Raw genomic sequence first — 24,348 nt, 5'->3', positions numbered from 1 at the left:
GTCAGCCCTTCGCGTTGAGGACGGCGGCCTGCATCTGCTTGGCGACCTCGGCCGGCGAGGCGGTCTGGTCGAAGATCTTGCCGAGGGGGTCACCGGCCGCGCTCGATCCCGCGCCGAACGGGATGTGCGGGCAGCCGTCGGGGAGCCACGACGTCATGAGCTTGATGTGCGGGTCGCTCACGCGGTCCGCGGCGCTCTTGGTCGACGGCATGCTCAGCGAGTCGTTCATGAGCTGCGAGTACTGGGCCGGCTCGTACATGAACTTGAGGAACTCGATCGCGGCGTCCTTGGCCTTGCTCGTCGCGGACACCGCCCAACCGGCTCCGGCCTGGTCGGCGGTCCAGTGTCGGGCCCCGCTCTTGATCGCCGGGGTCCGCATGATCTTGTACTTGTCGAGGAACGCCTTGGGGGCGTCCTGCGCGAGTGACTGCGGGATCCAGGACCCGGCGAACAGCATGGCCGCACCCCCCGTGTAGAACAGCTGGGTCGCCTGGTCGCCCGACGTGCCCGTCGTGCCCTTCTGGAACACGCCCGCCTTGACGATCCGGTCGTTGAGCTGGAGCGCCTCGAGCACGGGCTTGTTCGTGTACGCGTAGCCCTTCTCGAGCTGGTCGAGCTTGAGGTAGTACGTCGGGTCGTCGGTCACCTGGGTGATGAGCGGGAGGAAGAAGTCGAGCGCGCTCGTCGTCGGGTTCGCGCTGAACGCGACGGTGGACTTGCCCGTGGCGTCGATCTTCCCGGCGGCGGCGATGAGGTCGTCCCAGGTCTCCGGCTCCCCGTCCACACCCGCGGCGCTCAGCATGTCCGGGTCGTAGAACAGGCCGAACGTCTGCGCCATGAACCCGAGCGCGTACTGCTTGCCGTTCTTCGTGTACTCCTGGTTGTTCGACGAGAAGAAGTCCTTGAAGAAGCCGGACCCGAGCTCCTTGCGCAGGTCCGCCGAGATCCCCTGTTCGCCGTAGGTGATGGCGCGGACGTGCGGGGCGAAGATCTCGGGCACGTCACCACCCGAGACGGCCGCGGTGAGCGCCGGGAGATACTGGTCCGGCGTCCCGAAGATCCGGTTCTGGATCTTGATGTTCGGGTGCTTCTTCTCGAACGCGGCGATCACCTTGGGGAACACGTCCCGCTGGCCCGTGTACCAGCTCCACATGCGGACGGTCGTCGTGCCGCTCGACGAGGCGGAGGACCCCGAGGAGCAGGCCGCCAGCAGTTCCGCGAGGGCGACGCTCGCGACGCCGGCGCCGCCGTAGCGGAACAGGGTGCGCCTGCTGATGCCCCGGCCGATCGCCTCAGCAGCGGCGCGCGTGTCGGTGTCGTGCATGGTCTCTCCTTTGAGATAGCCGAACCGCTCCCGCTGCTCTGCGGGAGCCCGTGCGGACTTTCTATCCCAAAGTAACGAAGTCTGTCAACGGATTCGGACGACGACGAGGGCGGGGTCCGTCGGACCCCGCCCTCGTGCTGCCGCGGCTCGTGCCGCTGGCTCGTGCCGCTGGCTCGTGCCGCCGCGCCTACGCCTCGATGACCACCGGCACGATCATCGGTCGCCGCCGGTGCTTCGTGTTCACCCAGCGCCCCACCGTGCGACGGACGGCCTGCGTGAACGCGTGCTGGTCACCCGCGCCGTTCGCCGCCGTGTCGGCGAGCGCCCGGACGATCTGCGGCCGGACCTCGTCGAACACGGAGTCGTCCTCGGCGAACCCGCGCGACTGGATCTCCGGGCCGACGATGCACTGGCCGGTGGTGAAGTCGACGGCGCAGAAGATCGAGATGAAGCCCTCTTCCGCCAGCACACGCCGGTCCTTGAGGTCCGCGTCCGTGATCTCGCCGACGGTCGACCCGTCCACGTAGACGTAGCCGAGGTCGAGTTGCCCGGCCACGCGGACCACGCCGTCCTTGAGGTCGACGACGGTGCCGTCCTCGCCGAGGATCACGTTGCGCGGCGGGACCCCCGTCTGGATCGCCAGGTCGGCGCTCGCGTACAGGTGGCGGTGCTCACCGTGCACGGGCATGACGTTCCGCGGCCGCAGGATGTTGTAGCAGTACAGGAGCTCGCCCGCGGAGGCGTGGCCCGACACGTGCACCTTCGCGTTGCCCTTGTGGACGACCTTGGCGCCGAGCTTCGTCAGCCCGTCGATCACCCGGTAGACGGCGTTCTCGTTGCCGGGGATGAGGCTCGACGCGAGGATGACGGTGTCCCCCTCGCCGATCTCGATCTGGTGCTCGAGGTTCGCCATGCGCGCGAGCACGGCCATCGGCTCGCCCTGGGACCCCGTCGACATGTAGACGATGCGGTCGTCCGGCAGGTCCTTGGCCTTCTTGGCGTCGATGAGGACGTCGTCCGGCACCCGGAGGTACCCGAGCTCGGCCGCGATCGTCATGTTCCGGACCATCGACCGGCCCATGAACGCCACCCGGCGGTTGTTCGCCGCGGCGGCGTCGAGCACCTGCTGCACGCGGTGGACGTGGCTCGAGAAGCTCGCCACGACGACGCGGCGGCGCGCACGGGCGATGACGCTCTCGAGCACCGGCCCGATGTCACGCTCGGGCGCGGTGAACCCCGGGACGTCCGCGTTCGTGGAGTCCGGCAGGAACAGATCGACCCCGGCTTCGCCGAGTCGGGCGAACGCGCGCAGGTCCGTGATGCGGTCGTCGAGCGGGAGCTGGTCCATCTTGAAGTCCCCGGTGTGGAGCACACGGCCCGCCGGAGTGGTGATGGCGACGGCGAGCGCGTCCGGGATGGAGTGGTTCACGGCCACGAACTCGAGGTGGAACGGGCCGAGCTGCTCGACCTGGTCCTCGCGCACCGTCAGCGTGTACGGCTTGATCCGGTGCTCCTTGAGCTTCGCCTCGACGAGCGCGAGCGTCAGGGTGGACCCGATGAGCGGGATGTCCTGCCGGAGCTTGAGCAGGTACGGCACGGCGCCGATGTGGTCCTCGTGGCCGTGCGTCAGGACCACGCCGAGGACGTCGTCGAGACGATCGCGGATCGGGGTGAAGTCCGGCAGGATCAAGTCCACGCCGGGCTGGTGCTCCTCGGGGAACAGCACGCCGGCGTCGACGACGAGCAGCTTGCCGTCGAACTCGTACACGGTCATGTTGCGGCCGATCTCGCCGAGTCCCCCGACGGGGATCACGCGGAGGGTGCCGGGTTCGAGCGGCTGCGGCTCGGAGGTCTTCGTGGGCATCTGGTCCTGACGGGTGTGGGCGGCGCACCGGGTGCGCCGCGGGTGGTCAACGGGTGGTGCCTGGCACCTTGGGCAGCGCGCCGCCGGCCGCCGCGTTGCGGTCCGGGCGGAAGTTGGAGAAGTCGGCGCCGGGGATGTCGCGCACGAACTCGAGTTCGGCCTCGATGACGGCGGCCTCGGACTCCTCCGGGCCGACGAGCGGCAGGCGCACCCGCGGGCTCGCGATCCGGCCGAGGCCGTGCAGGATGTACTTCGCCGCGACGGTGCCGGGCACGTGCGTCATGACGGCGCGGACCAGGGGCTCGAGCCGCTGGTGCTCGGCCGTCGCCGCCGCGAGGTCGCCCCGGTTCACCGCGTCGACGATCGTGCGGTACGGTGCCGCCGCGATGTTCGCCGTCACGCCGATCAGACCGGTCGCCCCGATCGCCAGGTGCGGCAGCACGTTGGCGTCGTCGCCCGAGAAGTACATGAGGTCAGTGTTGTTGAGCACCCGGCTGACCTCGCTGAAGGAGCCCTTGGCGTCCTTCACCGCGACGATGTTCGGGTGCTTCGAGGCACGGACGATCGTGTCGTACATGATCGGGACGCCGGTCCGGCCCGGGATGTCGTAGAGGATCACCGGCAGGTCGGTGGCGTCCGCGATCATCCGGAAATGCGTCAGGACGCCGGCCTGTGTCGGCTTGTTGTAGTAGGGCGTGACGATCATGACGCCGTCCGCGCCGGCGCGCTCGCTCTGCTTGTACAGCTGCATCGCGTGCGCGGTCTCGTTCGAGCCACCACCCGTGATGATCTTCGCGCGGCCCGCCGCGACCGACTTGCCGACCTCGACGAGCCGGAGCTTCTCGGGGTCCGTGAGCGTCGAGGTCTCGCCCGTGGTGCCGGTCACGACGATGCCGTCGGCACCCGCCGTGATGCAGTCGTCGATGTGCCGTTCGACGCCCGGCCAGTCCACCTCGCCGTCGGCGGTGAACGGCGTCACGAGCGCGACGAGGACCTGACCGAGGGGATTCTCACGCGAGGACACGCGAACCAGCGTACCGGCAGCGCTCATCCACCGGGACCAGCGGTCGGGAGGCCCGGACCGGCTCAGGCACGACGGCGCGACTCGACGAAGCGGTAGCGCAGACCCGTCCGCGACGTCAGCCACTCCGTCGCCGAGGGCGTGGCGGCGACCGTGTGCCAATCGGGTCCGAGCTCGGGTGCAGTGGTGTCCCCGTCGACGTCGAGGTCGATCACGGTCTCGAGGACGCGGTCCGCTCGCGACAGCGCCGCCTCGTACACCTGCGCGCCGCCGATCACCCACGTGGGCCCGTCCGCGGCCACCGTGAGGGCGGTGTCGACGTCGTGGACGACCTCGGCGCCGTCCGCCGACCACGACCGGTCGCGGGTCAGCACGACGTTGCGGCGCCCCGGCAGTGGCCGGAACCGCGGCGGGAGCGAGTCCCACGTGCGCCGTCCCATGACCACGGTCGCCCCGTTCGTCACCCGGCGGAACTCGGCCTGGTCCTCCGGGAGGTGCCAGGGGATGTCCCCGTCGGCACCGATCACGCCGTCGCGCGAGCGCGCCCAGATCAGACCGACCTCGCCCCGGGGCATCAGACGGCGACCGCGCCGCGGATCGTCGGGTGGTGCGCGTAGTCGACGAGCTCGAAGTCCTCGTACTCGTAGGCGTCGATGCCGTCGCGCGGGGCGATCCGGAGCTGCGGCGGCGCGTACGCGGTCCGCGCGAGCTGCTCGCGCACCTGCTCGACGTGGTTGTCGTAGATGTGGCAGTCGCCGCCGGTCCACACGAAGTCGCCGACCTCGAGCCCGGTCTGCGCGGCCACCATGTGCGTCAGGAGCGCGTAGCTGGCGATGTTGAACGGGACACCGAGGAACATGTCGGCGCTCCGCTGGTACAGCTGGCACGAGAGCTTGCCGTCGACGACGTGGAACTGGAAGAACGCGTGGCACGGCGCGAGGGCCATCGACGGGATGTCGGCGACGTTCCACGCCGACACGATGAGCCGACGCGAATCCGGGTTCGTCCGGATCTGCTCGATGACCTCGGCGATCTGGTCGACGTGGTCGCCCGAAGGCGTGGGCCACGAGCGCCACTGCACGCCGTACACGGGACCGAGCTCGCCGTCCGCGTCGGCCCACTCGTTCCAGATCCGCACACCGTGCTCCTGCAACCACCGCACGTTCGACTCGCCGCGGAGGAACCACAGCAGCTCGTACGCGACGGACTTGAAGTGGACGCGCTTGGTCGTGACCAGGGGGAACCCCTGCGCGAGGTCGAACCGCAGCTGCGCGCCGAACAGGCTCCGCGTGCCGGTGCCGGTGCGATCGCCCTTCGGCACGCCCTCGTCCAGCACCTTCCGGAGCAGGTCCTCGTACGGGGTGGCGACGGACGGGTCGGGCTGCTTGACGGAGGTCGGCGACGCGGTGTCGGTCATGGCTCCGAGCCTACGGGCGACCACCGTCCTCCGCGAGCGGCGGCAGGGCGACCGGCGGCAGGGCAAGCCAACGGCGGCAGGGCGACCGGCGGTAGGCCGAGCGATCGGCGGCAGGGCGACCGGCGGGCGGGCGTGACCCGATCCGGCGGGGGCGCGTCGGCCCTCCCGGTCGTGCGTCGGTCGTCGTCGGTACGGTGGGGCGGTCGAAGGAGGACCCATGGCGGACGCCCCGCTCTCCGTGCTCGTGGCCGGCGCGTCCGGCTTCATCGGCACGCCGCTCGTGGCCGCCCTGCGCGCCGCGGGGCACCACGTGACGACGCTCGTGCGTCGCGAGCCGACGTCGCCGTACGAGTTCCGGTGGCAGCCCGGCGTCGCCGACCTCGACCCCGCGGTCGTCGACGGTGCCGACGTCGTGGTGAACCTGGCGGGCGCGAGCATCGCCCGGCTGCCGTGGACAGCCGCGCGACGACGCGCCGTCCGGTCCTCGCGCCTCGACGCGACCCGGACCCTCGTCACCGCGATGCAGCGCGCGGCGACGCCGCCCCACGCGTTCCTCAGCGGCTCCGCGTCCGGGTACTACGGCGACCGCCCCGCCGACCGGCTCATCGAGTCCGCCGACCCCGGCGCGGGGTTCCTCGCCGAGGTCTGCACCGCGTGGGAGGCCGCGGCCTCCGAGGCGCCCTCCACGACCCGGACGGTCCTGCTCCGCACCGGGCTCGTGCTCGGGCCGGACGGCGGCGCGCTCGCCCCCGTGCTGCCCCTCACCCGACTCGGACTCGGATCGCGGCTCGGCACCGGCGGCCAGTACTGGCCCTGGATCTCGCTCGAGGACGAGGTCGCCGCGATCGTGCACCTCTGCTCGTCCGAGGTCGCCGGGCCGGTGAACCTCGCCGGCCCCACACCGGCGCTCGCCGACCACGTCCTCCGGCGCGTCGCGCAGGACCTGCACCGACCGTACGCGCTCACGGTGCCCGAGACGGTCCTGCGCCTGGCGCTCCGCGACGCCGCGGACGAACTCCTGCTCGCGAGCCAGCTGCTCGTCCCGGCGGTGCTCCAGGCCGACGGCTACACGTTCCGGCACGAGACGGTGGAGCAGGCGGTCGACGCGCTGCTCGGCTGACACCCGGCCGCGGGCCGCGGGCGGCACGCCGCGGGCCGGCAGGTCAGTGACCGGCCGACAGCCGGAGTGCCGTGCGCATCGCGTCGCGAGCGCGGCGCCGGTCGCCCGCGGCGTCGTACAGGACTCCGAGGCGGAACCACGCCCGCCAGTCCTCGGGCGCCGCCTGGACGGCGTCGCGGTAGCGCGCGAACAGCGCGTCGGCCGCCGCGCGGTCCGGGCGGCCCGACGGCCGGAGCGGAACGACGTCGTCGGGGGCGCCGCCCTCACGCTCGAGTCGGGTGGCGAGCCGCGTGACGCGGAAGCCGAACCGCAGCTCGAGCACGAGGAGCACGGCGCCGATCGCGGCCACGACGAGCAACGCGACCCCGATCCCGACACCGATGCCGAGCCCGGTCGCGATGAACGCCACCGCGCGCTGACCGACGAGCACGAGGTACAGGACGAGGAGCGCGGCGATGAGCGCGACGCCGGCGAAGCGCGAGCGCACGTCAGGCGATGCCGAGGACGCTGTCGAGCCCGACCGTCAGCCCCCGGAGGGAGGGCACGGCACGGAGCGCGGCGCGGACACCCGGCGTGTAGGCGACATCGTCCGTCGTGTCGTGCCGGATCGTCAGGGTCTCGCCGACGCCGCTGAGCACGACGTCCTGCTGCGCCCGGACGCCCGGTAGCCGGAGGCTGTGCACCGGCACGCTCGCCACCTGCTGTCCCCGCGCGCGCTGGTCCACGTGCGGCGCCGCGACCGGCCCCACGTCGCGCCGGGCCTCGGCGATGCGTTCCGCGGTCCGGACGGCCGTCCCCGACGGCGAGTCGACCTTCGCCGCGTGGTGGGCCTCGACGATCTCGACCGCGTCGAACCAAGGCGCCGCGATCGTCGCGAGGTGCGTCGCGAGCACGGAGCCGATCGAGAAGTTCGGGACCACCATCGCCCCCTGCTCCGGCCGGTCCCCGAGCACGGCGCGGAGGTGCGCGAGCCGGTCCGCGGACCACCCCGAGGTGCCGACGAGGACGTTGGCACCGCTCGCGAGCGCGGCGTCGACGATCGCCGGGCTCCGCGCCGGCACCGTGACGTCGACCACGACGCGAGCGCCGGCGAAGACGTCCGGACCGGCGTCCTCCACGTGGTCCCCCGACCCGAGCGAGGCGACGAGGTCGAACCCGTCGAGCGCCTCCACGACCGAGACGACGAGGCGACCGAGGCGACCGGATGCACCGACCACGGCGACGGGGATGCTCATGGGCCCATCCAACCATCCCCCGGTCCGCCCGTAGGATCGGGAGGTGGTCTCCGTGCGCGCCGTCCCCGCCGATCTGCCCGAGGTCGACGTCCTGCTCGACCACTACCTCGACGAGCGGGCCGCGACGTTCCCCGTCGCGCAGGGGTCGTACCGACGCAAGCGGACCGACCCGCGCGAGTTCGTCCCGCCGCACGGCACCTTCGTGGTCGCACACGACGGCGAGGACGCCGTCGGCTGCGGCGGCCTCCGGCGCATCGACGACGACGGCGAGGACGTCCGGTTCGAGGTCAAACACGTGTTCGTCGAGCCCGCCGCGCGAGGGGCGGGGGTCGCGACCGCGATCATGGACGCGCTCGAGCGCGCTGCCGTCGACCTCGGCGCCACGAGCGTCGTCCTCGACACGAACGACAGCCTCGTCGCCGCCGGCGCCATGTACCGCGGCCGCGGGTACGAGCGGATCGCGCCGTACAACGACAACCCGAACGCGACCGCCTGGTACCGGCGGCGGGTCGGCTGACCGTCAGAGCGGTTGCGGGACCGGGAGGCCCGTCCGCAGTTCGACGGGCAGGTGCGCCGTGTCGTTCAGGGTCACCAGCTCCGGCGGCTTCGCCGACCGGACGCGGACGATGGTGAGCGCGGTGTGGGCGACGCTCGTCCCCATCCAGCGCCAGTCCGGCGCCTGGAACACCTCGCGCACGAACCAGGCGATCACCGCGTTGTGGGTGATGAGGAGGTCGTGGCGGTCCTCGATGGAGGGCGTGAACCACTCGGCGACGGCGTCACCCATCTGGGCCTGGCCGGCCGCGATCTCCTCTTCCGTCACGCCGCCGAAGAAGCTCCGGTAGGCGTGCGGCATCTCGGACGTCGGGCCCGAGGGCACGCAGTCGAACAGGAGCGTCGAGGCCTCGGGCACGATCGCCGGGAGCCGTTCACGCATGATCCTGGCGGTCTCGGCCGGCGCTTCGAGCGGCGAGTGGCAGACGGAGTCGAACGGGATCCCGCCGAGACGGTCCGCGATGAGCGTCGCCTGCCGCTTGCCACGCTCGGAGAGCTTGCCGTCGCGCAGGCCGTGCTCGGCGTCCTGGTGTTCCCCGTGCCGGACGAGGTAGAGGTAGTGCGACATGCCGGACCGGTCAGACGTCGTCCGCGCCGGGAGCGCCCTCGAGGTCGGCGCGGTCGACGGCGCCGACCACGCTCGTGACCACGGGGCGGGTCAACAGGTCGCGCGCGAGGTCGAGGACGTCGTCGGTGCTCACGCGATCGACGCGCTCGAGGGCCGTCGCGAGGTCCGTGAACTCCCCCACCCCGAGCTCGGAGCGGCCGAGCCGCGTCATACGCGCGTCCGTGTCCTCGAGCGACAGCGTCAGCGCGCCCTCGATCTGGCCCTTCGCACGCGCGAGCTCGTCGGCTGAGATCCCGCTGTCCGTCATCTTGCGGAACTCGTCGTCGACGATGCCGAGCAGCGCCCCGACGTTGTCGGGCGCACAACCGGCGTAGACCCCGAACGCGCCGTTGTCGAGGTACGCCGGGGCGAACGAGGACACGGCGTACGCCAGACCGCGGCGCTCGCGGACCTCTTGGAACAGGCGCGAGGACATGCCGCCACCGAGCACCGCGTTGAGCACGCTGAGCACCGGGCGGCGGTCGTCGCGGAGGTCGAGCCCGTGCGACCCCCGGATGAGGCTGACCTGTTCGGTGGGACGACGGATGAGTTCCAGGCGGGGCTCGACGCCCTCCGCCGGGACCTCGGCCGAGCGACGGGGGTTCGGGGTGGCCGGCGGGACGTCCCCGAAGGCCGCCGCGACGAGTTCGACGAGCTGGTCGTGGTCGACCGCGCCCGCGGCCGTGACCACGATGCCGCTCGGCATGTAGTGCTGCCGGTAGTGGTCCAAGACCTCGTCGCGCTCGACCGCACGGATGCTGTCCGGCGTGCCACCGATCGGACGCCCGAGCGCGTGGCCGGCGAAGGCGGCGGCGAAGAAGGCCTCGCCCGCGAGGTCGGCCGGGTCGTCGGCAGCCATCGCGAGCTCCTCGAGGATCACCCCGCGCTCCACGTCGAAGGCCTCCGGGTCGAGGACCGAGTTCGTCACCATGTCGCCGATCACGGCCACGGCCATCGGGACGTCGAGATCCCGGACGCGGGCGTAGTAGCAGGTGTACTCCTTGGCGGTCGCCGCGTTGTGCTCGCCGCCGACCGAGTCGAACGCCACGGCGATGTCCAACGCGCTGCGTTCGCGTGTGCCCTTGAAGAGCAGGTGCTCGAGGAAGTGGGTCGAGCCGTACTGGCCGGGTTGCTCGTCGCGCGAACCGACCCCCACCCAGTACCCGATGCTCGTCGACCGCGCCGACGGGACGGCCTCGGTGAGCACGCGGACGCCCGAGGCGAGGACCGAACGCCGGACGAGGGTCCCCCCTGCGGTGGGGAAGGCGGTCTCCGGCGCTTCGAGCGGCAACGGCACGGGGCGGTTCATCGCGTCGAGCCTACTGAGTCTCCACCGACGTGACTCAGGAACGGCCTGCGCTTGTGGACAGCCCGCGGATGACCCGGGAACGGGGTACACACGATGCGGACATACGGACTCGTCTGTCTGTCCTCCTCGTGCTACAGTGACGGCACCGGAACGGCACCGCCCCCCTCGATGCCGGTCCGGCGGCTACCGGACAACCGGGTCCTGGTGCGACACACGTCCCCCCGCGGTGTCGCGACAGCCGACGTTGCCCCGAGGAGCCACGCTGTGACGGTCGATTCCCCCCAACCGACCGTCCAGCGTCTCCCGGGACCGACGACACCCGGGTCGAGCGAAGCTCCCCGGACCAGCAGCGCGCGTCCGACCGGCGGCGCGAAGCTCCGGATCCTCGAGACGGCGGCCCGGCTCTTCTACGAAGAGGGCATCCGTGGCGTCGGCGTCGACCGGCTCATCGCCGAGGCGAGCGTGACGAAGGCGACCTTCTACAAGCACTACGGCTCGAAGGACAACCTGATCCTCGCCTACGTGCGGAGCCGGCACGAGCAGGTCAAGCAGGCGATGGACACCATCATCGCCGAGGCACCCGACGCACGGACTGCGGTCGGCACCTGGGTCGACACCGTCGTGGACACCACCAACGACCCCGACTTCCGGGGCTGCGCGTTCCTCAACGCCGCGGCGGAGTACCACGACCCCCGGCACCCCGTCCGTGAGGTCGTGTCGGCCCACCGCGACTGGTACACCGATCAGCTCGCCGAGCTCCTGCAGCAGGCCGGCCACCCGCTCCCGGGCGACGGCGCCGACGAGCTCATGCTCGCGCGTGACGGCGCGATGGTGGGGTCGTACGCCGGGGACACGATCGCGGCATGCGCGGCTCTGGGCCGCGTGGCGAGTCGCGTGCTCGGCACCGACGCACCCGCCGCCTGACCTGCCGCGCGGCCGCCGTGCCGCCCGGCCGCCCGGCCGCCCGGCCGCCCTGCGACTCTCCCGCCGAGATCGCAGTCGTTGCCGCTCTGCCGCGGGGCGGAGCGGCAACGTCTGCGATCTCGCGGTGTCCGGACGGCGGCCGGAGGACGGCGGCCGGACCGCAGACGCGGAACGGCCGCCGGCCCCCGAGGGGACCGACGGCCGTTCCGTCGAGCGCGAGCGTCAGACCGTGGCGCCCTCGGCGTCCGCGGACTCGGTCGCCGTGTCGGCCTCCTCGGCGATCACGGGCGCGAGCGACAGCTTGCCGCGGTCGTCGACCTTCGTGACCTCGACGAGGACCTTCTGGCCGACCCCGAGGACGTCCTCGACGTTCTCGACGCGCTTGCCACCGGCGAGCTTGCGGACCTCGGACACGTGGAGGAGTCCGTCTCGGCCCGGGAGGAGCGAGACGAACGCACCGAACGTGGCGATCTTGACGACCGTTCCGAGGAACTGGTCCCCGATCTCCGGGTTGGTCGGGTTCGCGATCGCGTTGACCTGGGCGCGGGCGGCCTCGGCCGAGGGACCGTCGACCGCACCGATGTAGACCGTGCCGTCGTCCTCGATCGAGATGTCGGCGCCGGTCTCGTCCTGGATCCCGTTGATCGTCTTGCCCTTCGGGCCGATCAGCTCGCCGATCTTGTCGACCGGGATCTGGACGCTGATGACGCGCGGCGCGGTGTCGGCCATCTCGTCGGGGGCGTCGATCGCCTCGGTGAGGACACCGAGGATCGCCGAACGGGCCTCCTTGGCCTGCTTCAGGGCGGCGTCGAGGACCGACGACGGGATGCCGTCGAGCTTCGTGTCGAGCTGGATCGCGGTGACGAACTCGCTCGTGCCGGCGACCTTGAAGTCCATGTCGCCGAGGGCGTCCTCGGCACCGAGGATGTCGGTGAGGGCCGCGTAGCGGGTCTGACCGTCGACGGTGTCGGAGACGAGGCCCATCGCGATGCCCGCGACGGGCGCGCGCAGCGGCACACCGGCGTTGAGGAGCGACAGGGTCGAGGCGCACACGGAGCCCATCGAGGTGGAGCCGTTCGACCCGAGGGCCTCGGACACCTGACGGATGGCGTAGGGGAACTCCTCGCGGCTCGGCAGGACCGGCACGAGGGCGCGCTCGGCGAGGAAGCCGTGTCCGATCTCGCGACGCTTCGGCGAACCGACGCGGCCGGTCTCACCGGTCGAGTAGGGCGGGAAGTTGTAGTGGTGCAGGTAGCGCTTCTTCGTGACCGGGCTCAGGGAGTCGATCTGCTGCTCCATCTTGAGCATGTTCAGCGTCGTGACGCCCAGGATCTGGGTCTCGCCGCGCTGGAAGATCGCCGAACCGTGGACGCGCGGGATGACCGCGACCTCGGCGTCGAGCGGACGGATGTCGGCGAGGCCGCGGCCGTCCATGCGGACCTGCTCGGTGAGGATCCGGCCGCGCACGACCTTCTTCGTCACCGACTTGTAGGCGGCGGAGACCTGACCGTTGGCCTCGGCGGGCAGCGTGCCGGCCTCGACCTGGGCCGCGACGGCCTCCTTGACGCGCGCCTTGAGGGCGTCGTCGGCGTCCTGACGCTCGAGCTTGCCTGCGATCTGGTACACGCCCTTGAGCTCGTCGAGGGCGAGACCCTCGACCGCCGCGTAGACCTCGTCGGAGTACGCCGGGAACACCGGGTAGTCCTGGATCTCCTTGGCGGACTGCGCGGCCATCTTCGCCTGGGCCTCGACGAGGACCTTGAGGAACGGCTTGGCGGCCTCGAGGCCCTGCGCCACGACGGACTCGTCCGGCTTGACGGCGCCACCCTGGATGAGACCCCAGCTGTTCTCGGTGGCCTCCGCCTCGACCATCATGATCGCGACGTCCTCGTTGCCGGCCTCGTCGGTGACGACCCGGCCGGCGACGGTCAGGTCGAACACGGCCTGCTCGAGCTGCGAGTGCTTCGGGAACGCGACCCACTGGCCGTCGATGAGCGCGAGGCGCACACCGGCGATCGGGCCGGAGAACGGCAGACCGGAGATCTGCGTGGAGGCCGACGCCGCGTTGATCGCGAGGGCGTCGTAGAACTCGTCCGGCGCGATGCTCAGGACCGTGATGACGATCTGGACCTCGTTGCGGAGACCGTCGACGAACGACGGACGGAGCGGGCGGTCGATGAGCCGGCAGACCAGGATGGCCTCGGTCGACGGTCGGCCCTCGCGGCGGAAGAACGAGCCGGGGATCTTGCCGGCGGCGTAGGAGCGCTCCTCGACGTCGACGGTGAGCGGGAAGAAGTCGAAGCCCTCCCGCGGGTGCTTGCCGGCGCTCGTGGCGCTCAGCAGCATGGTCTCGTCGTCCAGGTACGCGGCGACGGCGCCCTGCGCCTGCTGCGCGAGACGACCGGTCTCGAACCGGACGGTACGGGTACCGAAGCGACCGTTGTCGATCACTGCCTCGGCGAACTTGATCTCGGGACCCTCCAAAGGGGTGCCTCCTCGTGTGCGTGACGGCCACGCACACTCGTCGAGCGTGCGTGGTGGTGTCGGCGTCGTGGTCGACGCCGCATGGTGTGTGTGCAGCAGGGCCGGGGGTCGAGGGCACGGTGTGCACGTGCGCCCACACGACAGCGGGACGCATGCCTGGCCAGCAGTAGAAATCCACGGCGCCGCTCGCCCCGCGTGGGGGACGGTCCCGTAGGTCACCACCGATGACCAGCTTCGTGCCGGCCTGCTCCGGTTGGTTCCAGATCGATGACGGATACGTCACCGACGGTCACGAGCCTAGCATCCGGGTCCGCCGCTCCGGCATGGCTCGCGGCGAACACGCGGTGGGTCGTTAGCCTGGGCCCATGCGTCACTCCTCCCCCACGCGTGCCGCCGCGCCCGGACGTGCGCGCCGTCGGCTGCTCGTGACGGGCCTCACCCTGACCGTGTGCGCGTTCGTCGCGCCGGTCGTCGGAGCCCTCCCGGCCCAGGCCACGACCTACCCGTCGTGGGCGGACGTCCAGGCGGCGAAGGGCAACCAGGCGGCCACGCAGGCCGAGGTCGCGAAGGTGCAGGACGCGCTCAAGGGCCTCCAGTCGGTGGCCGCGCAGAAGTCCGCCGCCGCGCTCACCGCGTCGGCCCAGGCCGCCGCGGCCGAGTCCGACCTCCGGGCGGCGACCCAGACGGCCGACGACCTGACCGCCAGGGCAGCGGCCGCCGCCGAGACCGCGGCGCGCGCCAAGGACCGGGCGGGGCAGCTCGCCGCGCACCTCTACCGCTCGGGCGACAGCGACACGATCACGAGCCGCATCGTCGGTTCCAAGAAGCCCCAGGACCTCCTGTACCAGCTCGGCACCCTCGACCAGTTGTCGGACACGTGGGCCGGTGTGATGAGCGACGCGAGCGTGGCGGCGAACACGGCCACGTCCCTGCACGACCAGGCGCAGCGGGCCGAGGCGGAGCGCCAGCGCCTCGCCGACGCCGCGGAGACCAAGTCGACGGCGGCGGACGCCGCGGAGGCAGCGGCGAACGCCGCGGTGTCGAGCACGCAGCAGCACAGCGACGAGCTGTACGCGCAGCTCGCCACCCTCAAGGACACGACGGCGAAGGTCGAGCGGCAGTACGCGATCGGCCAGGCCGTGGCCGCCCAGGTCGCGGCCCAGAAGCGGGCCGCGCAGCTCGCTGCGGAGCGCGCGGCCGCCCAACGCGCCACGTCCGCCGTCGCGGCGGCCGCGCCCACGACGTCGTACCCGGATCCCTCCGGCGTCGCCGCGGACCCCGCAGGCGCGCAGGCGTACGCGCGAGGCGCGATCGGTGCCTACGGCTGGGGTTCCGACCAGTTCTCGTGCCTCGTGTCGCTGTGGACGCAGGAGTCGGGCTGGCGGGCGAACGCCCTCAACGTCTCGAGCGGCGCCTACGGCATCCCGCAAGCACTGCCCGCGTCGAAGATGGCCACGGCGGGCGCGGACTGGCGGACGAACCAGGACACCCAGATCAACTGGGGCCTGGCGTACATCAAGGACGCGTACGGCAGCCCGTGCGCCGCGTGGAACCACGAGATGAGCGAGAACCCGCACTGGTACTGAGCGGCTCTCCCCCTCCGCGTGCCCCCTACTGACCGAGGCCCTCGAGCAGACTCCCGAAGTCGACGACGTCGGGCTCCGTCACGGGGACACGACGCCGGGAGGTCCGGACCATGTGGGCGAGGTCGGCCCCCGCCCGGCGGATCCGACGGTCGAGTGCCGCCACGCCCTCGGCGTCGCCCCAGTCCTCGGTGGCCGCGAACACCGCGGTCGGCGCCACGGCGGCGCGCAGATAGCTGAAGACCGGTCGGAACCCGTGCTCGACCGTGAGCGAGTGCCGCGGGGAGCCACCGGTCGCACCGAGCAGCACGGGCATGTCGACGAGTGCGTCCGTCTCGAGGACGTCGAGGAACGACTTCGCGAGCCCGCTCATGCCCGCGGTGAACACCGGCGCGACGAACACGACGGCGTCCGCCTCGACGACCTCGGCGACCGCCGCGCCGAGCGCGGGCGGTGTGAAGCGCGTCAGCATCGCGTCGGTGATCTCGTGCGCGAGCGGGCGCAGGTCGACGTGCACGACGCGCGTCGCGCCTCCCGGCACCCCGTCGTCAGGGTCACCGAGGGCGGTCGCGGCGGCATCCGCCAGCCGGTCGGCCAGGAGGCGCGACGACGACGGTTCGGACAGCCCCGCGGAGACGACGGCGATGGTGGTCATGCGCGCACCTCCGCGACGTCGCTGGCGACGGCGGCCGACTGCGCGGCCGCGACGAGCGAGGCGTGGGTCGGGGCGTCGGGGACGCCCGGGGCACGGCGGGCCTCGAACTCCTTCCGGAGCACGGGCACGACCTCCTCGCCGAGGATGTCGAGCTGCTCGAGCACGGTCGTGAGCGGCAGCCCCGCGTGGTCCATGAGGAACAGCTGGCGCTGGTAGTCGCCGACGTACTCGCGGAAGCCGAGGGTCCGGTCGATGACCTCCTGCGGGCTGCCGACCGTGAGCGGGGTCTGCCGCGTGAAGTCCTCGAGGCTCGGGCCGTGGCCGTAGACCGGCGCGTTGTCGAAGTACGGGCGGAACTCCGCGACGGCGTCCTGCGAGTTCTTCCGCATGAACACCTGGCCGCCGAGCCCGACGATCGCGTTCGCGGCCGGCCCGTGTCCGTGGTGCTCGAACCGCTCACGGTAGAGCCGGACCATGTTCGCGGTGTGGCTCGCGGGCCAGAAGATGTGGTTCGCGAAGAAGCCGTCGCCGTAGTAGGCCGCCTGCTCGGCGATCTCGGGGGTGCGGATCGAGCCGTGCCAGACGAACGGGGCGACGCCGTCGAGTGGGCGCGGCGTCGCGGTGAAACCCTGCAGCGGCGTGCGGAAGTGGCCCTGCCAGTCGACGACGTCCTCGGTCCAGAGGCGGCGGAGGAGTGCGTAGTGCTCGATGGCGAGGTTGACGCCCTGCCGGATGTCCTGCCCGAACCACGGGTAGACGGGCCCGGTGTTCCCGCGGCCGAGGATGAGGTCGGTGCGGCCGCCGGACACGTGCTGGAGCATCGCGAAGTCCTCGGCGATCTTCACCGGGTCGTTCGTCGTGATGAGTGTCGTGCTCGTGCTGAGGACCAGCCGCTCGGTCTTCGCGGCGAGGTAGCCGAGCATGGTGGTCGGCGAGGACGGCACGAACGGCGGGTTGTGGTGCTCGCCCGTGGCGAAGACGTCGAGGCCGACCTCCTCCGCCTTCTGCGCGATGGTCAGGACCGCCTGGATCCGCTCGGCCTCGGTCGGCGTCCTGCCGGTCGTCGGGTCGGTGGTGACGTCACCCACGGTGAAGATGCCGAACTGCACGATGCGCTCCTCTTTCGATGCGTTTGCATGTACATGGTAGCCGAACGACGGTGCAGTGCACGCTATTCCCGCTCCGTGCGAACGCGCGGGGAGACGACCGCACCCGTCGGGAACGCAGAACGCCCCGCCCCTCCGGTGGGAGGGACGGGGCGTTCGGTCAAGACCGGATCCCCCGCCTGGCGGAGGCACTTCGATCGTCGACCGCAGTGACCGACAGAGCAGTGACTAGCGACGCAGGCCGAGGCGCTCGATGAGCGAGCGGTAGCGGTTGATGTCGACGTCGGCGAGGTAGCCGAGGAGACGACGACGCTGCCCGACGAGGAGCAGCAGACCACGACGCGAGTGGTGGTCGTGCTTGTGCTCCTTGAGGTGCTCGGTGAGGTCCTTGATGCGCTGCGTGAGCACGGCCACCTGGACCTCGGGGGATCCCGTGTCGCCCGGGTGGGTCGCGTACTCTTCGATGATCGCCTTCTTGACGTTCGATTCGAGTGCCATGGGTGATCCCCTTCCTGTTGCTGCGCGGTGCACCACACCGGATGTGTGGGCGCTCTGTGTCCGCGGCCGTTCGACGGCAACCTGACGATGATACCCCACCGGCCCGTCGCCGGACGACCCCGACGGGCCCCGTCCGGCCCCGGCCCGTTGCCGGACGACCCCGACGAGCCCCGTCCGTGCCCCGGAGTCAGCTGAACAGTGCCCCGACGAGGCCGGGGACGGCCGCGACGACCGCGACGAGGCCGGCCGCGACGCCCGCACACGCGGCACCCGCCCACGCGAGACGCGCAGCGCGGGCGACCCGTACCTCCCGTCCGAGCGCTGCGAACCGTGCCACGACGTCGGCGGGCTCACCCTCGGGCCGCACGCCCCACGTCTCGGTGGAGGTCACGGCCCCGGCGAGCGCCCATACCGCGTCCTGACCGAGGACCGTCGGGAGCCGGCGGAGCGTCCGGACGAGGTGACGGGCGTCGACGACGCGGACGTCCTCCGGCGCGCATCGGACCTGCACCCGGGCGGCGTGCACCACCGCGACGAGACTCGTCACCGGTGCGACGGGGAGCGTGAGCGCCGCCAGGGCACGCAGCACGCGCGTCCGATCGCTCCGTGCCGCGTGCACGTACGGCCGGCGCTGACCCGCGACGAGCACGGTGTCGCCGCCGACCCACACGCGAGCGTCGCGGTGGTGCTTCGTGTGCACCGTGACGACACCCATGGGTCCGACGACGAGGTGGTCGATGTCCGTGCCCGAGTCCGTCACCGGGATGGAGTGCAGTACGACGTGCTCCGGTCCGAGCCCCTCGAGGAGCCGCGCGGTCACGCGCTCCCCCACCACGCCGACGTACCAGGACCGCGCCGCGTCGGTGAGCACGCGCGCGCCGACGACGCGTGCGAGACGACCACGCGGTGGCGCGGCCGCCTGCTCGGCGAGGCAGGCCGCCATGAGCGTCTGCCCGGGGACCCGGTCCGTGAGGTCGTCGAGTCGTACCGCCCCCGGGACGTCGTGGGTGGGCACGCGGTGGTCCTCCTGTCGGGCCGTCCTGCACGGCCCACCACCCAGGGTGTCGGACCCGGGCAGGCCGGTGCCAGCTCCAGAAGGGGTGCCCCCCGGACGGCCGGACCAGGGGACGGACGGGAGGACCGGGGTCGACCGGTCGCGCGACGCGCGGCCGTCAGACCATGCGCGGGCGCCGGCGGCGGCGTTCGGGCACCGCCGACCGGGCCAACCCGATGAGCGTGGCGCCGAGGAACCCCCCGAGCCCGTTCGAGAGGACGTCGCGCGGATCGGCGACGCGGCCCGGCAGGGCGACGTGCTGCGTCCACTCGATGCCCACCGAGAGTCCGACGGCGAGCATGCCCGCGAGGAACCACGCCCGCCGGGGCAGCCACATCGCCGCGATCGCACCGACCGGGACGAACATCGCGATGTTCGCCATGAACTCCGCGCGGTCGTAGGTGACCCACGCCGTCGCCGCGTGCTGCTGGGCCAGCCGGAGGACGAGGGCGACCGCATCACTGCCGGAGCGGGAGAACAGCTGGGGTGTCAGCGTCATCCGCCACACCACCCAGGCGTAGCCGGCGGTGACGACGAGCAGCAGCAGTCTCCGGAACATCCGCACAGTCTGGGGCAGCAGCCTGCCGCACCCCTGTGCCCTGGCTGGACACCGACCGCGCCGCGCCTGGCAGATCGCACACAGCGGACCGGCGAGTGGCCGCCGCGGGGCCGGTGATGCGAGGCTGGTCCGACCGACCCGTGAGGACGAGGAGGACCGCCATGCCCACGGAGCGGCCTGACCCCCGCCCGCCGGCCGGCCACCACCGGTCGGGGCGGCGCCAGTGGGCCGTCCTCGGCGCGGTCGCCGTGGGGCTGGCGCTGCTGCTCGTGCTCGCGTTGACGGTCGTCCTGCCCCACGCCGACCGGAACGGAGGCTCCATGTCGACCCCCGATGCCACCCCCACGCCGACGCGCGTCATCGCGACCCGCAGGACCGCGGCTGAGGCCTTCCCCGGCGGACTCGCCGTGCAGCCCACGAGCGTGAACCACCCCGCCCGGTCCGAGTCCGCCGCTCGCACCCGCGGCGACGTCGCGACGGCGAACGCGCTCTCGGTGATCGCGGACCAGCCGATCGCCACGTGGCTCACGGGCGCGGGGTCGAACGCCGACACCGTGCGCACGGTCCGCGCGGTGCTCGAGAGCGCGCAGACGCACCAGGCGACCCCGACGTTCGTGCTCTACGCCGTGCCGGACCGCGACTGCGGCGGGTACTCGAAGGGCGGCCTCGGCACGGCCGCCTACGGCCACTGGGTGCGGCACGTGGCCGACGCCATGCGGGGATCGCACGCCGTCGTGCTCGTCGAACCGGACTCCCTCGCCCAGATCTCGAACTGCCCCCGCATCGGGACGAGTCGCATCCCGGTGATCCGGCAGGCCGTGCACACCCTCGTCGACGCCGGGCTCACGGTGTACCTCGACGGCGGCAACGAGGACCGCGTTCCCGTGGACACCATGGCGCGGCGTCTCCGCGAGGCCGGCGTCGACGAGGCCCAGGGCTTCTCGACGAACGTGTCGAACTTCTACCGCGTCGACCAGGAGCGCGCGTACGCCGACCGGCTCGCGGACCGCATCGGGGGCGACCCGCACTTCGTCATCGACGTGTCCCGCAACGGCCGGGGGTGGCTCGGCACCTGGTGCAACCCGCCGGGGGCCGGGCTCGGGCAGACCCCGCACGTCACCGCCGGCTCCACCCGACTCGACGCCCTGCTCTGGGTGAAGACCCCCGGGCTGAGCGACGGCACGTGCAACGGTGGACCGGCCGCCGGACAGTGGTGGCAGCAGTACGCGCTCGACCTCGTGGAGCACCGGAAACGGGGCTGACCGCCGGCGAGATCAGGCCGCGACGTCCCCCGCCTCCGCCGCACCGGCGTCCTCGTCGGTCGCGATGACGTCGAGCACGACGAGCCGCCGGGTCGGCCGCGTCATGGCGACGTACACGGCGGCGGCCGCGCGGGCAGCGTCGGCGCCGACGCCGTCCGGGTCGACGAGCACCACGCCGTCGAACTCGAGCCCCTTGGCCTCCGCACCGGTGAGGACGGTGACCGCGCCGGGCCGTGGCGCCTCGAGTGAACGGAGGTCGTCCGTGGTCGCCGCCAGCCGCTCGCGGATCACCGCGATCGCGTCGTCGGGCGCGATGACGCCCATGGTGCCCGTGCCGATCCGACGCCGCTCGGCCCGGACCTGCTCGACGACCGCGTCGACGAGGCCGGCGCGGGACACCGCGACGTGCTCGACCGGATCACCGTCACGGACGGCACGGGTGGCGGTGACCGCGAGCCCGGCGTCCTCAGCGAACCGACCGGCGGCTTCGACGATCTGCCGCGGCGTGCGGTAGTTGACGGTGAGGTACTCGATCCGGTGGTCGAGCGGCACGCGGGGAGCCCGGCCTCGACGACGGCGGGCGAGGGCACCGAGCACGTCGTCCCAGCTCCGCGCGGCGGCGGGCGAGGACCCCTGCGCCATGTCCCCGACGATCGTGAAGGACCGCAACGGGTTCCGCCGCGCGAGCACCCGCCACTGCATCGGCGAGAGCTCCTGGGCCTCGTCCACCACGATGTGGCCGTAGGTCCACTCGCGGTCCTCCGCTGCACGCTCCGCGGTGGTGCGCGGGTCACCGCCCTCGGCGAAGGACCCCGCGACCTGCTCCGCCGTCACGATGCCCTCGACGCCCATGTTCTCGATCGCGATGCGGGCGTTCTCGACGTCGCGCTGTCGGGCCGCCTTCGCCTGCCGCCGGGCGCCGCCGCCCGAGGGGTCGAACGGGCCGAGGAGCTCGGCGGCCTCGTCGAGCAGCGGGACGTCCTCGACCGTGAACCCGGCACCGCGCGAGCGTCGGAGCAACGCCCGCCGGTCAGCGGACCAGTGCGGGGTCAGCGAGGCGAGCCAGTTCGGGCGCGCGTAGAGGTCCTCGACGAACTTCTCGGCCGGGAGCGGCATCCACGCGCCGTTCAGCAGCACCCGCACGTCGTACGACGAACGGACGTCCTCGCGGAGGACCTTCTCGTCGGCCTCGTCCACCGTGGTCCCGCGCTCGCGCAGCTGCTCGGCGAGCAGACCGGTGAGGGCATCGAGTGCCGCCTTGTTGAAGGTCACCCGCGCGACGTTGTGCGGCTTGCCCCGCTCCTGGGCCTTCCGCATCGCCGCGGCGATGAGCGACGGCGGGACCACGAGACGCTCGCCCTCGATGTCGACCGTGACGGTCTCGGTCGGCACGATCTGCCGCGACCGCACCGCGCGGCGGAGCAGGTCGGCCATCTCGGCCGACCCCTTGACCGCGGCGGCCCGCGCACCGTCGTGCCGATCGGTGTCGACGCCCGGGTACAGGGACCCGAGGGAGGCCATGACGACGCCCGTCTCGCCGAGCGACGGGAGGACCTGCTCGATGTACGTCAGGAACGCCGGCGACGGACCGACGACGAGCACGCCGGAGCCGCGGAGACGCTCGCGGTGCGAGTACAGCAGGTAGGCCGCCCGGTGGAGTGCGACGGCGGTCTTGCCGGTGCCGGGGCCACCCTGCACGACGAGCACGCCCTCGATGGCGGACCGGATGATGCGGTCCTGCTCGCCCTGGATCGTCGCGACGATGTCGGTCATCCGGCCCGTGCGGTCCGCGCTCACGGCGGCCAGCAGTGCGCCCTCACCCTGCAGGTGGGTGCGCTCGCTGTCGTAGAGCGTCGCGTCGAACACCTCGTCCTCGACGCCGACGACCTCGCGACCGGCCAGCGTCAGGTGCCGACGCGCGCGCATGCCCATCGGGTGGGCCGCCGTCGCCTGGTAGAACGCGCTGGCGCCGGGGACGCGCCAGTCGAGCAGCAGCGGCCGGTGCTCGGCGTCGCGGAGCCCGACGCGGCCGATGTAGCGGAAGGCGCTCTCGTCCTGCTCCGGGTCCGCGACCTCGAGGCGGCCGAACACGAGCCGGTCCCCGACGCGCTCCAGCGTCGTGAGGGTGTCCTCGTAGAGGCGGGCGAAGGCGTCGCGTTCGCTGCGGCTCTGGTGGTTCCCACCGACGGACTCACGACGGGTCTCGGCCAGCCGCCGGGCGGCGTCCGCGGACAACTCGTCGAGCCGTGCGAACAGGCCGTCGACGTACTGACGTTCGCGGTCGACTTCTGACTCCTCGGTCACGCAACACCCTTCGGGACGGGGGTGACAAGTGTAGCCCCGCGCGCGCCGTGGTGGGAGGTGTCGGCGTGGAGGTACGACGGGGCCGGTCCGACCGGCCCCGTCGCGGGCTCACATCTCCTCGTGCGAGTCGGGGTCGCCGCCCCAGAGCCGGCCACGCTCGAGCCCGGAGATCGCCGTCATCTCGTCGTCGGTGAGCTCGAACGCGAACACGTCGATGTTCTCGCGCTGCCGTCCGGGGTCGCCCGACTTCGGCACCGGCACGGCACCGAGCTGCACGTGCCACCGCAGCACGACCTGCCCCGGGGTGACCCCGTGCACCGCCGCGGCGTCCGTGACGACGCGTTCGGTCAGGAGCTCGCTCTGCTTGGCGAGCGGGCTCCAGCTCTCGGTCACGATCCCGAGGCGCTCGTGCACCGCGCGGAGGGCGCCCTGGGGGAAGTACGGGTGCAGCTCGACCTGGTTGACCGCGGGGGCCACACCGGTCGCGTCGACGATGCGCTGCAGGTGCTCCTCGGTGAAGTTCGAGACGCCGATGGAGCGGACGACGCCGCTGTCCCGGAGGTCGACGAAGGCCTTCCAGGTGTCGACGAATTTGTCGACGGACGGGTTCGGCCAGTGGATGAGGTACAGGTCGACCGAGTCCAGCCCGAGGTTGCCGAGGGTCTCCTCGATCGATCGGTGCGCCTCGTCGTACCCGTGGTGTCGCCCGGGCAGCTTCGAGGTGACGACGAGGTCCTCACGCGGGAGACCGCACTCGCGTACGGCACGGCCCACGGCGTCCTCGTTGCCGTAGTTGAGCGCCGTGTCGAGGAGCCGGTAGCCCGCGTCGATGCCGGCACGGACCGCCGCCACGCCCTCGTCGCCGTTCAGCCCGTACGTCCCGAGCCCGAGGCGCGGGAAGGCGGTGCCGTCGTTGAGCTCGACGGTGGGGACCGCGGTCGGCATCAGCGCACGCCGAGGAGGTCGATGACGAAGATCAGGGTCTTGCCGGACAGGAAGTGCCCGCCACCGGCCGGCCCGTAGGCGAGATCCGGCGGCACGACGAGCTTGCGACGGCCGCCGACCTTCATGCCGGGGATGCCCTCTTGCCAGCCGCGGACGAGCGCCGCGAGCGGGAAGTCGATCGGCTCGCCCCGGTTCCAGGAGCTGTCGAACTCCTCGCCGGAGTCGTACTCGACGCCCGCGTAGTGCACCTTGACGGTCGATCCGGGCTGGGCCTCCGCGCCGTCGCCCTCGACGATGTCGGTGATGACGAGCTCGGTCGGGGCGGGGCCCTCCGGGGCGTCGAACTCGGGCTTGCTGTTGAGGTCAGTCATGTCGCCATCCAACACGACGAGGGTGACGCCCGCATGACGGCCGGTCCCACCGGGCGCGTCCGGGTGCGGGGGACGGCAGAATGGTCCCACCGTGACTCCACATCCGGCCGACGACGGCCCCGCCTCCCCCCACGATCAGACCCTGTCTCTT

General features: G+C 72.2%; 23 protein-coding genes. 5 read left to right on the top strand and 18 right to left on the bottom strand.

Annotation, left to right across the window (positions count from 1 at the left end; genetic code table 11):
• Window position 1: 1 nt before the first annotated feature.
• The 5 genes from DEI81_RS12775 to DEI81_RS12755 all read right to left on the bottom strand — a co-directional run bounded on the left by DEI81_RS12775 (window position 2) and on the right by DEI81_RS12755 (window position 5,626).
• A complete protein-coding gene (locus DEI81_RS12775; RefSeq protein ID WP_111011108.1) occupies window positions 2-1,324 on the bottom strand; it encodes an ABC transporter substrate-binding protein in 1,323 nt (440 codons plus the stop codon).
• Window positions 1,325-1,511: 187 nt separating this feature from the next.
• Window positions 1,512-3,188: a ribonuclease J gene (locus DEI81_RS12770; protein WP_111011107.1), complete on the bottom strand. Its 1,677-nt coding sequence runs from the start codon at window positions 3,186-3,188 to the stop codon at window positions 1,512-1,514.
• A gap of 46 nt (window positions 3,189-3,234) precedes the next feature.
• Window positions 3,235-4,239 carry a 4-hydroxy-tetrahydrodipicolinate synthase gene (gene dapA, locus DEI81_RS12765; protein ID WP_375334776.1) on the bottom strand — a complete coding sequence of 335 codons (1,005 nt, stop codon included), beginning with the start codon at window positions 4,237-4,239 and terminating at the stop codon, window positions 3,235-3,237.
• A gap of 35 nt (window positions 4,240-4,274) precedes the next feature.
• A complete protein-coding gene (locus DEI81_RS12760; protein ID WP_111011105.1) occupies window positions 4,275-4,784 on the bottom strand; it encodes a dihydrofolate reductase in 510 nt (169 codons plus the stop codon).
• Complete coding sequence (locus DEI81_RS12755; protein WP_111011104.1) at window positions 4,784-5,626, bottom strand: thymidylate synthase; 843 nt, start codon at window positions 5,624-5,626, stop codon at window positions 4,784-4,786. Before DEI81_RS12755 ends, DEI81_RS12760 begins: the two co-directional genes overlap by 1 nt.
• Before the next feature lie 217 nt (window positions 5,627-5,843).
• Between DEI81_RS12755 and DEI81_RS12750 the strand changes: the two genes are divergently transcribed.
• On the top strand, window positions 5,844-6,746 hold the full coding sequence (locus tag DEI81_RS12750) for a TIGR01777 family oxidoreductase (RefSeq protein WP_111011103.1): 903 nt from the start codon (window positions 5,844-5,846) through the stop codon (window positions 6,744-6,746).
• A gap of 43 nt (window positions 6,747-6,789) precedes the next feature.
• On the opposite strand, the gene DEI81_RS12745 is transcribed toward DEI81_RS12750, so the two are convergent.
• Together DEI81_RS12745 and dapB are read right to left on the bottom strand one after the other, a co-directional pair.
• Window positions 6,790-7,233, bottom strand: coding sequence for a hypothetical protein (locus DEI81_RS12745; protein WP_111011102.1), 444 nt, complete (start codon window positions 7,231-7,233; stop codon window positions 6,790-6,792).
• A 1-nt stretch (window position 7,234) separates the two neighbouring features.
• A complete protein-coding gene (dapB, locus tag DEI81_RS12740; RefSeq protein WP_111011101.1) occupies window positions 7,235-7,981 on the bottom strand; it encodes a 4-hydroxy-tetrahydrodipicolinate reductase in 747 nt (248 codons plus the stop codon).
• 43 nt (window positions 7,982-8,024) lie between these two features.
• Here dapB and DEI81_RS12735 point away from each other — a divergent pair, with 43 nt between their 5' ends.
• The gene (locus DEI81_RS12735; RefSeq protein ID WP_111011100.1) at window positions 8,025-8,498 is read left to right on the top strand and encodes a GNAT family N-acetyltransferase; all 474 of its coding nucleotides are present in this window, start codon (window positions 8,025-8,027) and stop codon (window positions 8,496-8,498) included.
• A 3-nt stretch (window positions 8,499-8,501) separates the two neighbouring features.
• Here DEI81_RS12735 and DEI81_RS12730 read toward each other — a convergent pair whose 3' ends face one another.
• Together DEI81_RS12730 and DEI81_RS12725 are read right to left on the bottom strand one after the other, a co-directional pair.
• Window positions 8,502-9,104, bottom strand: coding sequence for a histidine phosphatase family protein (locus DEI81_RS12730; RefSeq protein ID WP_111011099.1), 603 nt, complete (start codon window positions 9,102-9,104; stop codon window positions 8,502-8,504).
• A 10-nt stretch (window positions 9,105-9,114) separates the two neighbouring features.
• On the bottom strand, window positions 9,115-10,452 hold the full coding sequence (locus tag DEI81_RS12725) for a pitrilysin family protein (RefSeq protein ID WP_111011098.1): 1,338 nt from the start codon (window positions 10,450-10,452) through the stop codon (window positions 9,115-9,117).
• A 264-nt stretch (window positions 10,453-10,716) separates the two neighbouring features.
• Between DEI81_RS12725 and DEI81_RS12720 the strand changes: the two genes are divergently transcribed.
• The gene (locus DEI81_RS12720) at window positions 10,717-11,376 is read left to right on the top strand and encodes a TetR/AcrR family transcriptional regulator (protein WP_258368716.1); all 660 of its coding nucleotides are present in this window, start codon (window positions 10,717-10,719) and stop codon (window positions 11,374-11,376) included.
• Window positions 11,377-11,598: 222 nt separating this feature from the next.
• On the opposite strand, the gene DEI81_RS12715 is transcribed toward DEI81_RS12720, so the two are convergent.
• Window positions 11,599-13,860 (bottom strand): polyribonucleotide nucleotidyltransferase, encoded by a 2,262-nt coding sequence (locus tag DEI81_RS12715; RefSeq protein ID WP_111011096.1) that lies wholly within the window; start codon window positions 13,858-13,860, stop codon window positions 11,599-11,601.
• A gap of 365 nt (window positions 13,861-14,225) precedes the next feature.
• On the opposite strand from DEI81_RS12715, the gene DEI81_RS12710 reads away from it, so the two are divergent.
• Complete coding sequence (locus DEI81_RS12710; protein WP_258368714.1) at window positions 14,226-15,446, top strand: hypothetical protein; 1,221 nt, start codon at window positions 14,226-14,228, stop codon at window positions 15,444-15,446.
• Window positions 15,447-15,471: 25 nt separating this feature from the next.
• Here DEI81_RS12710 and DEI81_RS12705 read toward each other — a convergent pair whose 3' ends face one another.
• The 5 genes from DEI81_RS12705 to DEI81_RS12685 form a co-directional block, all read right to left on the bottom strand.
• A complete protein-coding gene (locus DEI81_RS12705) occupies window positions 15,472-16,098 on the bottom strand; it encodes a CE1759 family FMN reductase (RefSeq protein ID WP_111011095.1) in 627 nt (208 codons plus the stop codon).
• A complete protein-coding gene (locus DEI81_RS12700) occupies window positions 16,095-17,207 on the bottom strand; it encodes an LLM class flavin-dependent oxidoreductase (protein WP_111011094.1) in 1,113 nt (370 codons plus the stop codon). The genes DEI81_RS12705 and DEI81_RS12700 overlap by 4 nt, the downstream gene beginning before the upstream one ends.
• A gap of 225 nt (window positions 17,208-17,432) precedes the next feature.
• Window positions 17,433-17,702 (bottom strand): 30S ribosomal protein S15, encoded by a 270-nt coding sequence (gene rpsO / locus DEI81_RS12695; protein WP_111011093.1) that lies wholly within the window; start codon window positions 17,700-17,702, stop codon window positions 17,433-17,435.
• Between the two features lie 187 nt (window positions 17,703-17,889).
• Complete coding sequence (locus tag DEI81_RS12690; RefSeq protein ID WP_111011092.1) at window positions 17,890-18,717, bottom strand: nuclease-related domain-containing protein; 828 nt, start codon at window positions 18,715-18,717, stop codon at window positions 17,890-17,892.
• 157 nt (window positions 18,718-18,874) lie between these two features.
• Window positions 18,875-19,315 (bottom strand): VanZ family protein, encoded by a 441-nt coding sequence (locus tag DEI81_RS12685; RefSeq protein WP_111011091.1) that lies wholly within the window; start codon window positions 19,313-19,315, stop codon window positions 18,875-18,877.
• 161 nt (window positions 19,316-19,476) lie between these two features.
• Here DEI81_RS12685 and DEI81_RS12680 point away from each other — a divergent pair, with 161 nt between their 5' ends.
• The gene (locus DEI81_RS12680) at window positions 19,477-20,577 is read left to right on the top strand and encodes a glycoside hydrolase family 6 protein (RefSeq protein ID WP_181435417.1); all 1,101 of its coding nucleotides are present in this window, start codon (window positions 19,477-19,479) and stop codon (window positions 20,575-20,577) included.
• Window positions 20,578-20,589: 12 nt separating this feature from the next.
• Here the strand turns inward: DEI81_RS12680 and DEI81_RS12675 are convergent, their stop codons facing one another.
• The 3 genes from DEI81_RS12675 to DEI81_RS12665 all read right to left on the bottom strand — a co-directional run bounded on the left by DEI81_RS12675 (window position 20,590) and on the right by DEI81_RS12665 (window position 24,197).
• The gene (locus DEI81_RS12675) at window positions 20,590-22,881 is read right to left on the bottom strand and encodes an ATP-binding domain-containing protein (RefSeq protein ID WP_111011089.1); all 2,292 of its coding nucleotides are present in this window, start codon (window positions 22,879-22,881) and stop codon (window positions 20,590-20,592) included.
• Window positions 22,882-22,989: 108 nt separating this feature from the next.
• On the bottom strand, window positions 22,990-23,826 hold the full coding sequence (locus DEI81_RS12670; protein ID WP_111011088.1) for an aldo/keto reductase: 837 nt from the start codon (window positions 23,824-23,826) through the stop codon (window positions 22,990-22,992).
• Window positions 23,826-24,197 carry an FKBP-type peptidyl-prolyl cis-trans isomerase gene (locus DEI81_RS12665; protein ID WP_111011087.1) on the bottom strand — a complete coding sequence of 124 codons (372 nt, stop codon included), beginning with the start codon at window positions 24,195-24,197 and terminating at the stop codon, window positions 23,826-23,828. Before DEI81_RS12665 ends, DEI81_RS12670 begins: the two co-directional genes overlap by 1 nt.
• Window positions 24,198-24,348 lie beyond the last annotated feature (151 nt).

It is taken from the genome of Curtobacterium sp. MCBD17_013, assembly GCF_003234565.1.
Taxonomy (GTDB): domain Bacteria; phylum Actinomycetota; class Actinomycetes; order Actinomycetales; family Microbacteriaceae; genus Curtobacterium.
Note: the sequence above shows the minus strand (reverse complement) of the source record. Positions and strands in the feature narration are given on the sequence as shown.

Bases quoted from the DNA above. Each gene is read 5' to 3' on its own strand.
- DEI81_RS12775 (WP_111011108.1), bottom strand. From the start codon at position 1,324: ATGCACGACACCGACACGCGCGCCGCTGCTGAGGCGATCGGCCGGGGC.
- DEI81_RS12685 (WP_111011091.1), bottom strand. From the start codon at position 19,315: ATGTTCCGGAGACTGCTGCTGCTCGTCGTCACCGCCGGCTACGCCTGG.
- dapB (WP_111011101.1), bottom strand. From the start codon at position 7,981: ATGAGCATCCCCGTCGCCGTGGTCGGTGCATCCGGTCGCCTCGGTCGC.
- DEI81_RS12665 (WP_111011087.1), bottom strand. From the start codon at position 24,197: ATGACTGACCTCAACAGCAAGCCCGAGTTCGACGCCCCGGAGGGCCCC.
- DEI81_RS12760 (WP_111011105.1), bottom strand. From the start codon at position 4,784: ATGCCCCGGGGCGAGGTCGGTCTGATCTGGGCGCGCTCGCGCGACGGC.
- rpsO (WP_111011093.1), bottom strand. From the start codon at position 17,702: ATGGCACTCGAATCGAACGTCAAGAAGGCGATCATCGAAGAGTACGCG.
- DEI81_RS12750 (WP_111011103.1), top strand. From the start codon at position 5,844: ATGGCGGACGCCCCGCTCTCCGTGCTCGTGGCCGGCGCGTCCGGCTTC.
- DEI81_RS12755 (WP_111011104.1), bottom strand. From the start codon at position 5,626: ATGACCGACACCGCGTCGCCGACCTCCGTCAAGCAGCCCGACCCGTCC.
- DEI81_RS12730 (WP_111011099.1), bottom strand. From the start codon at position 9,104: ATGTCGCACTACCTCTACCTCGTCCGGCACGGGGAACACCAGGACGCC.
- DEI81_RS12670 (WP_111011088.1), bottom strand. From the start codon at position 23,826: ATGCCGACCGCGGTCCCCACCGTCGAGCTCAACGACGGCACCGCCTTC.
- dapA (WP_375334776.1), bottom strand. From the start codon at position 4,239: ATGAGCGCTGCCGGTACGCTGGTTCGCGTGTCCTCGCGTGAGAATCCC.
- DEI81_RS12680 (WP_181435417.1), top strand. From the start codon at position 19,477: ATGCCCACGGAGCGGCCTGACCCCCGCCCGCCGGCCGGCCACCACCGG.
- DEI81_RS12770 (WP_111011107.1), bottom strand. From the start codon at position 3,188: ATGCCCACGAAGACCTCCGAGCCGCAGCCGCTCGAACCCGGCACCCTC.
- DEI81_RS12710 (WP_258368714.1), top strand. From the start codon at position 14,226: ATGCGTCACTCCTCCCCCACGCGTGCCGCCGCGCCCGGACGTGCGCGC.
- DEI81_RS12705 (WP_111011095.1), bottom strand. From the start codon at position 16,098: ATGACCACCATCGCCGTCGTCTCCGCGGGGCTGTCCGAACCGTCGTCG.
- DEI81_RS12725 (WP_111011098.1), bottom strand. From the start codon at position 10,452: ATGAACCGCCCCGTGCCGTTGCCGCTCGAAGCGCCGGAGACCGCCTTC.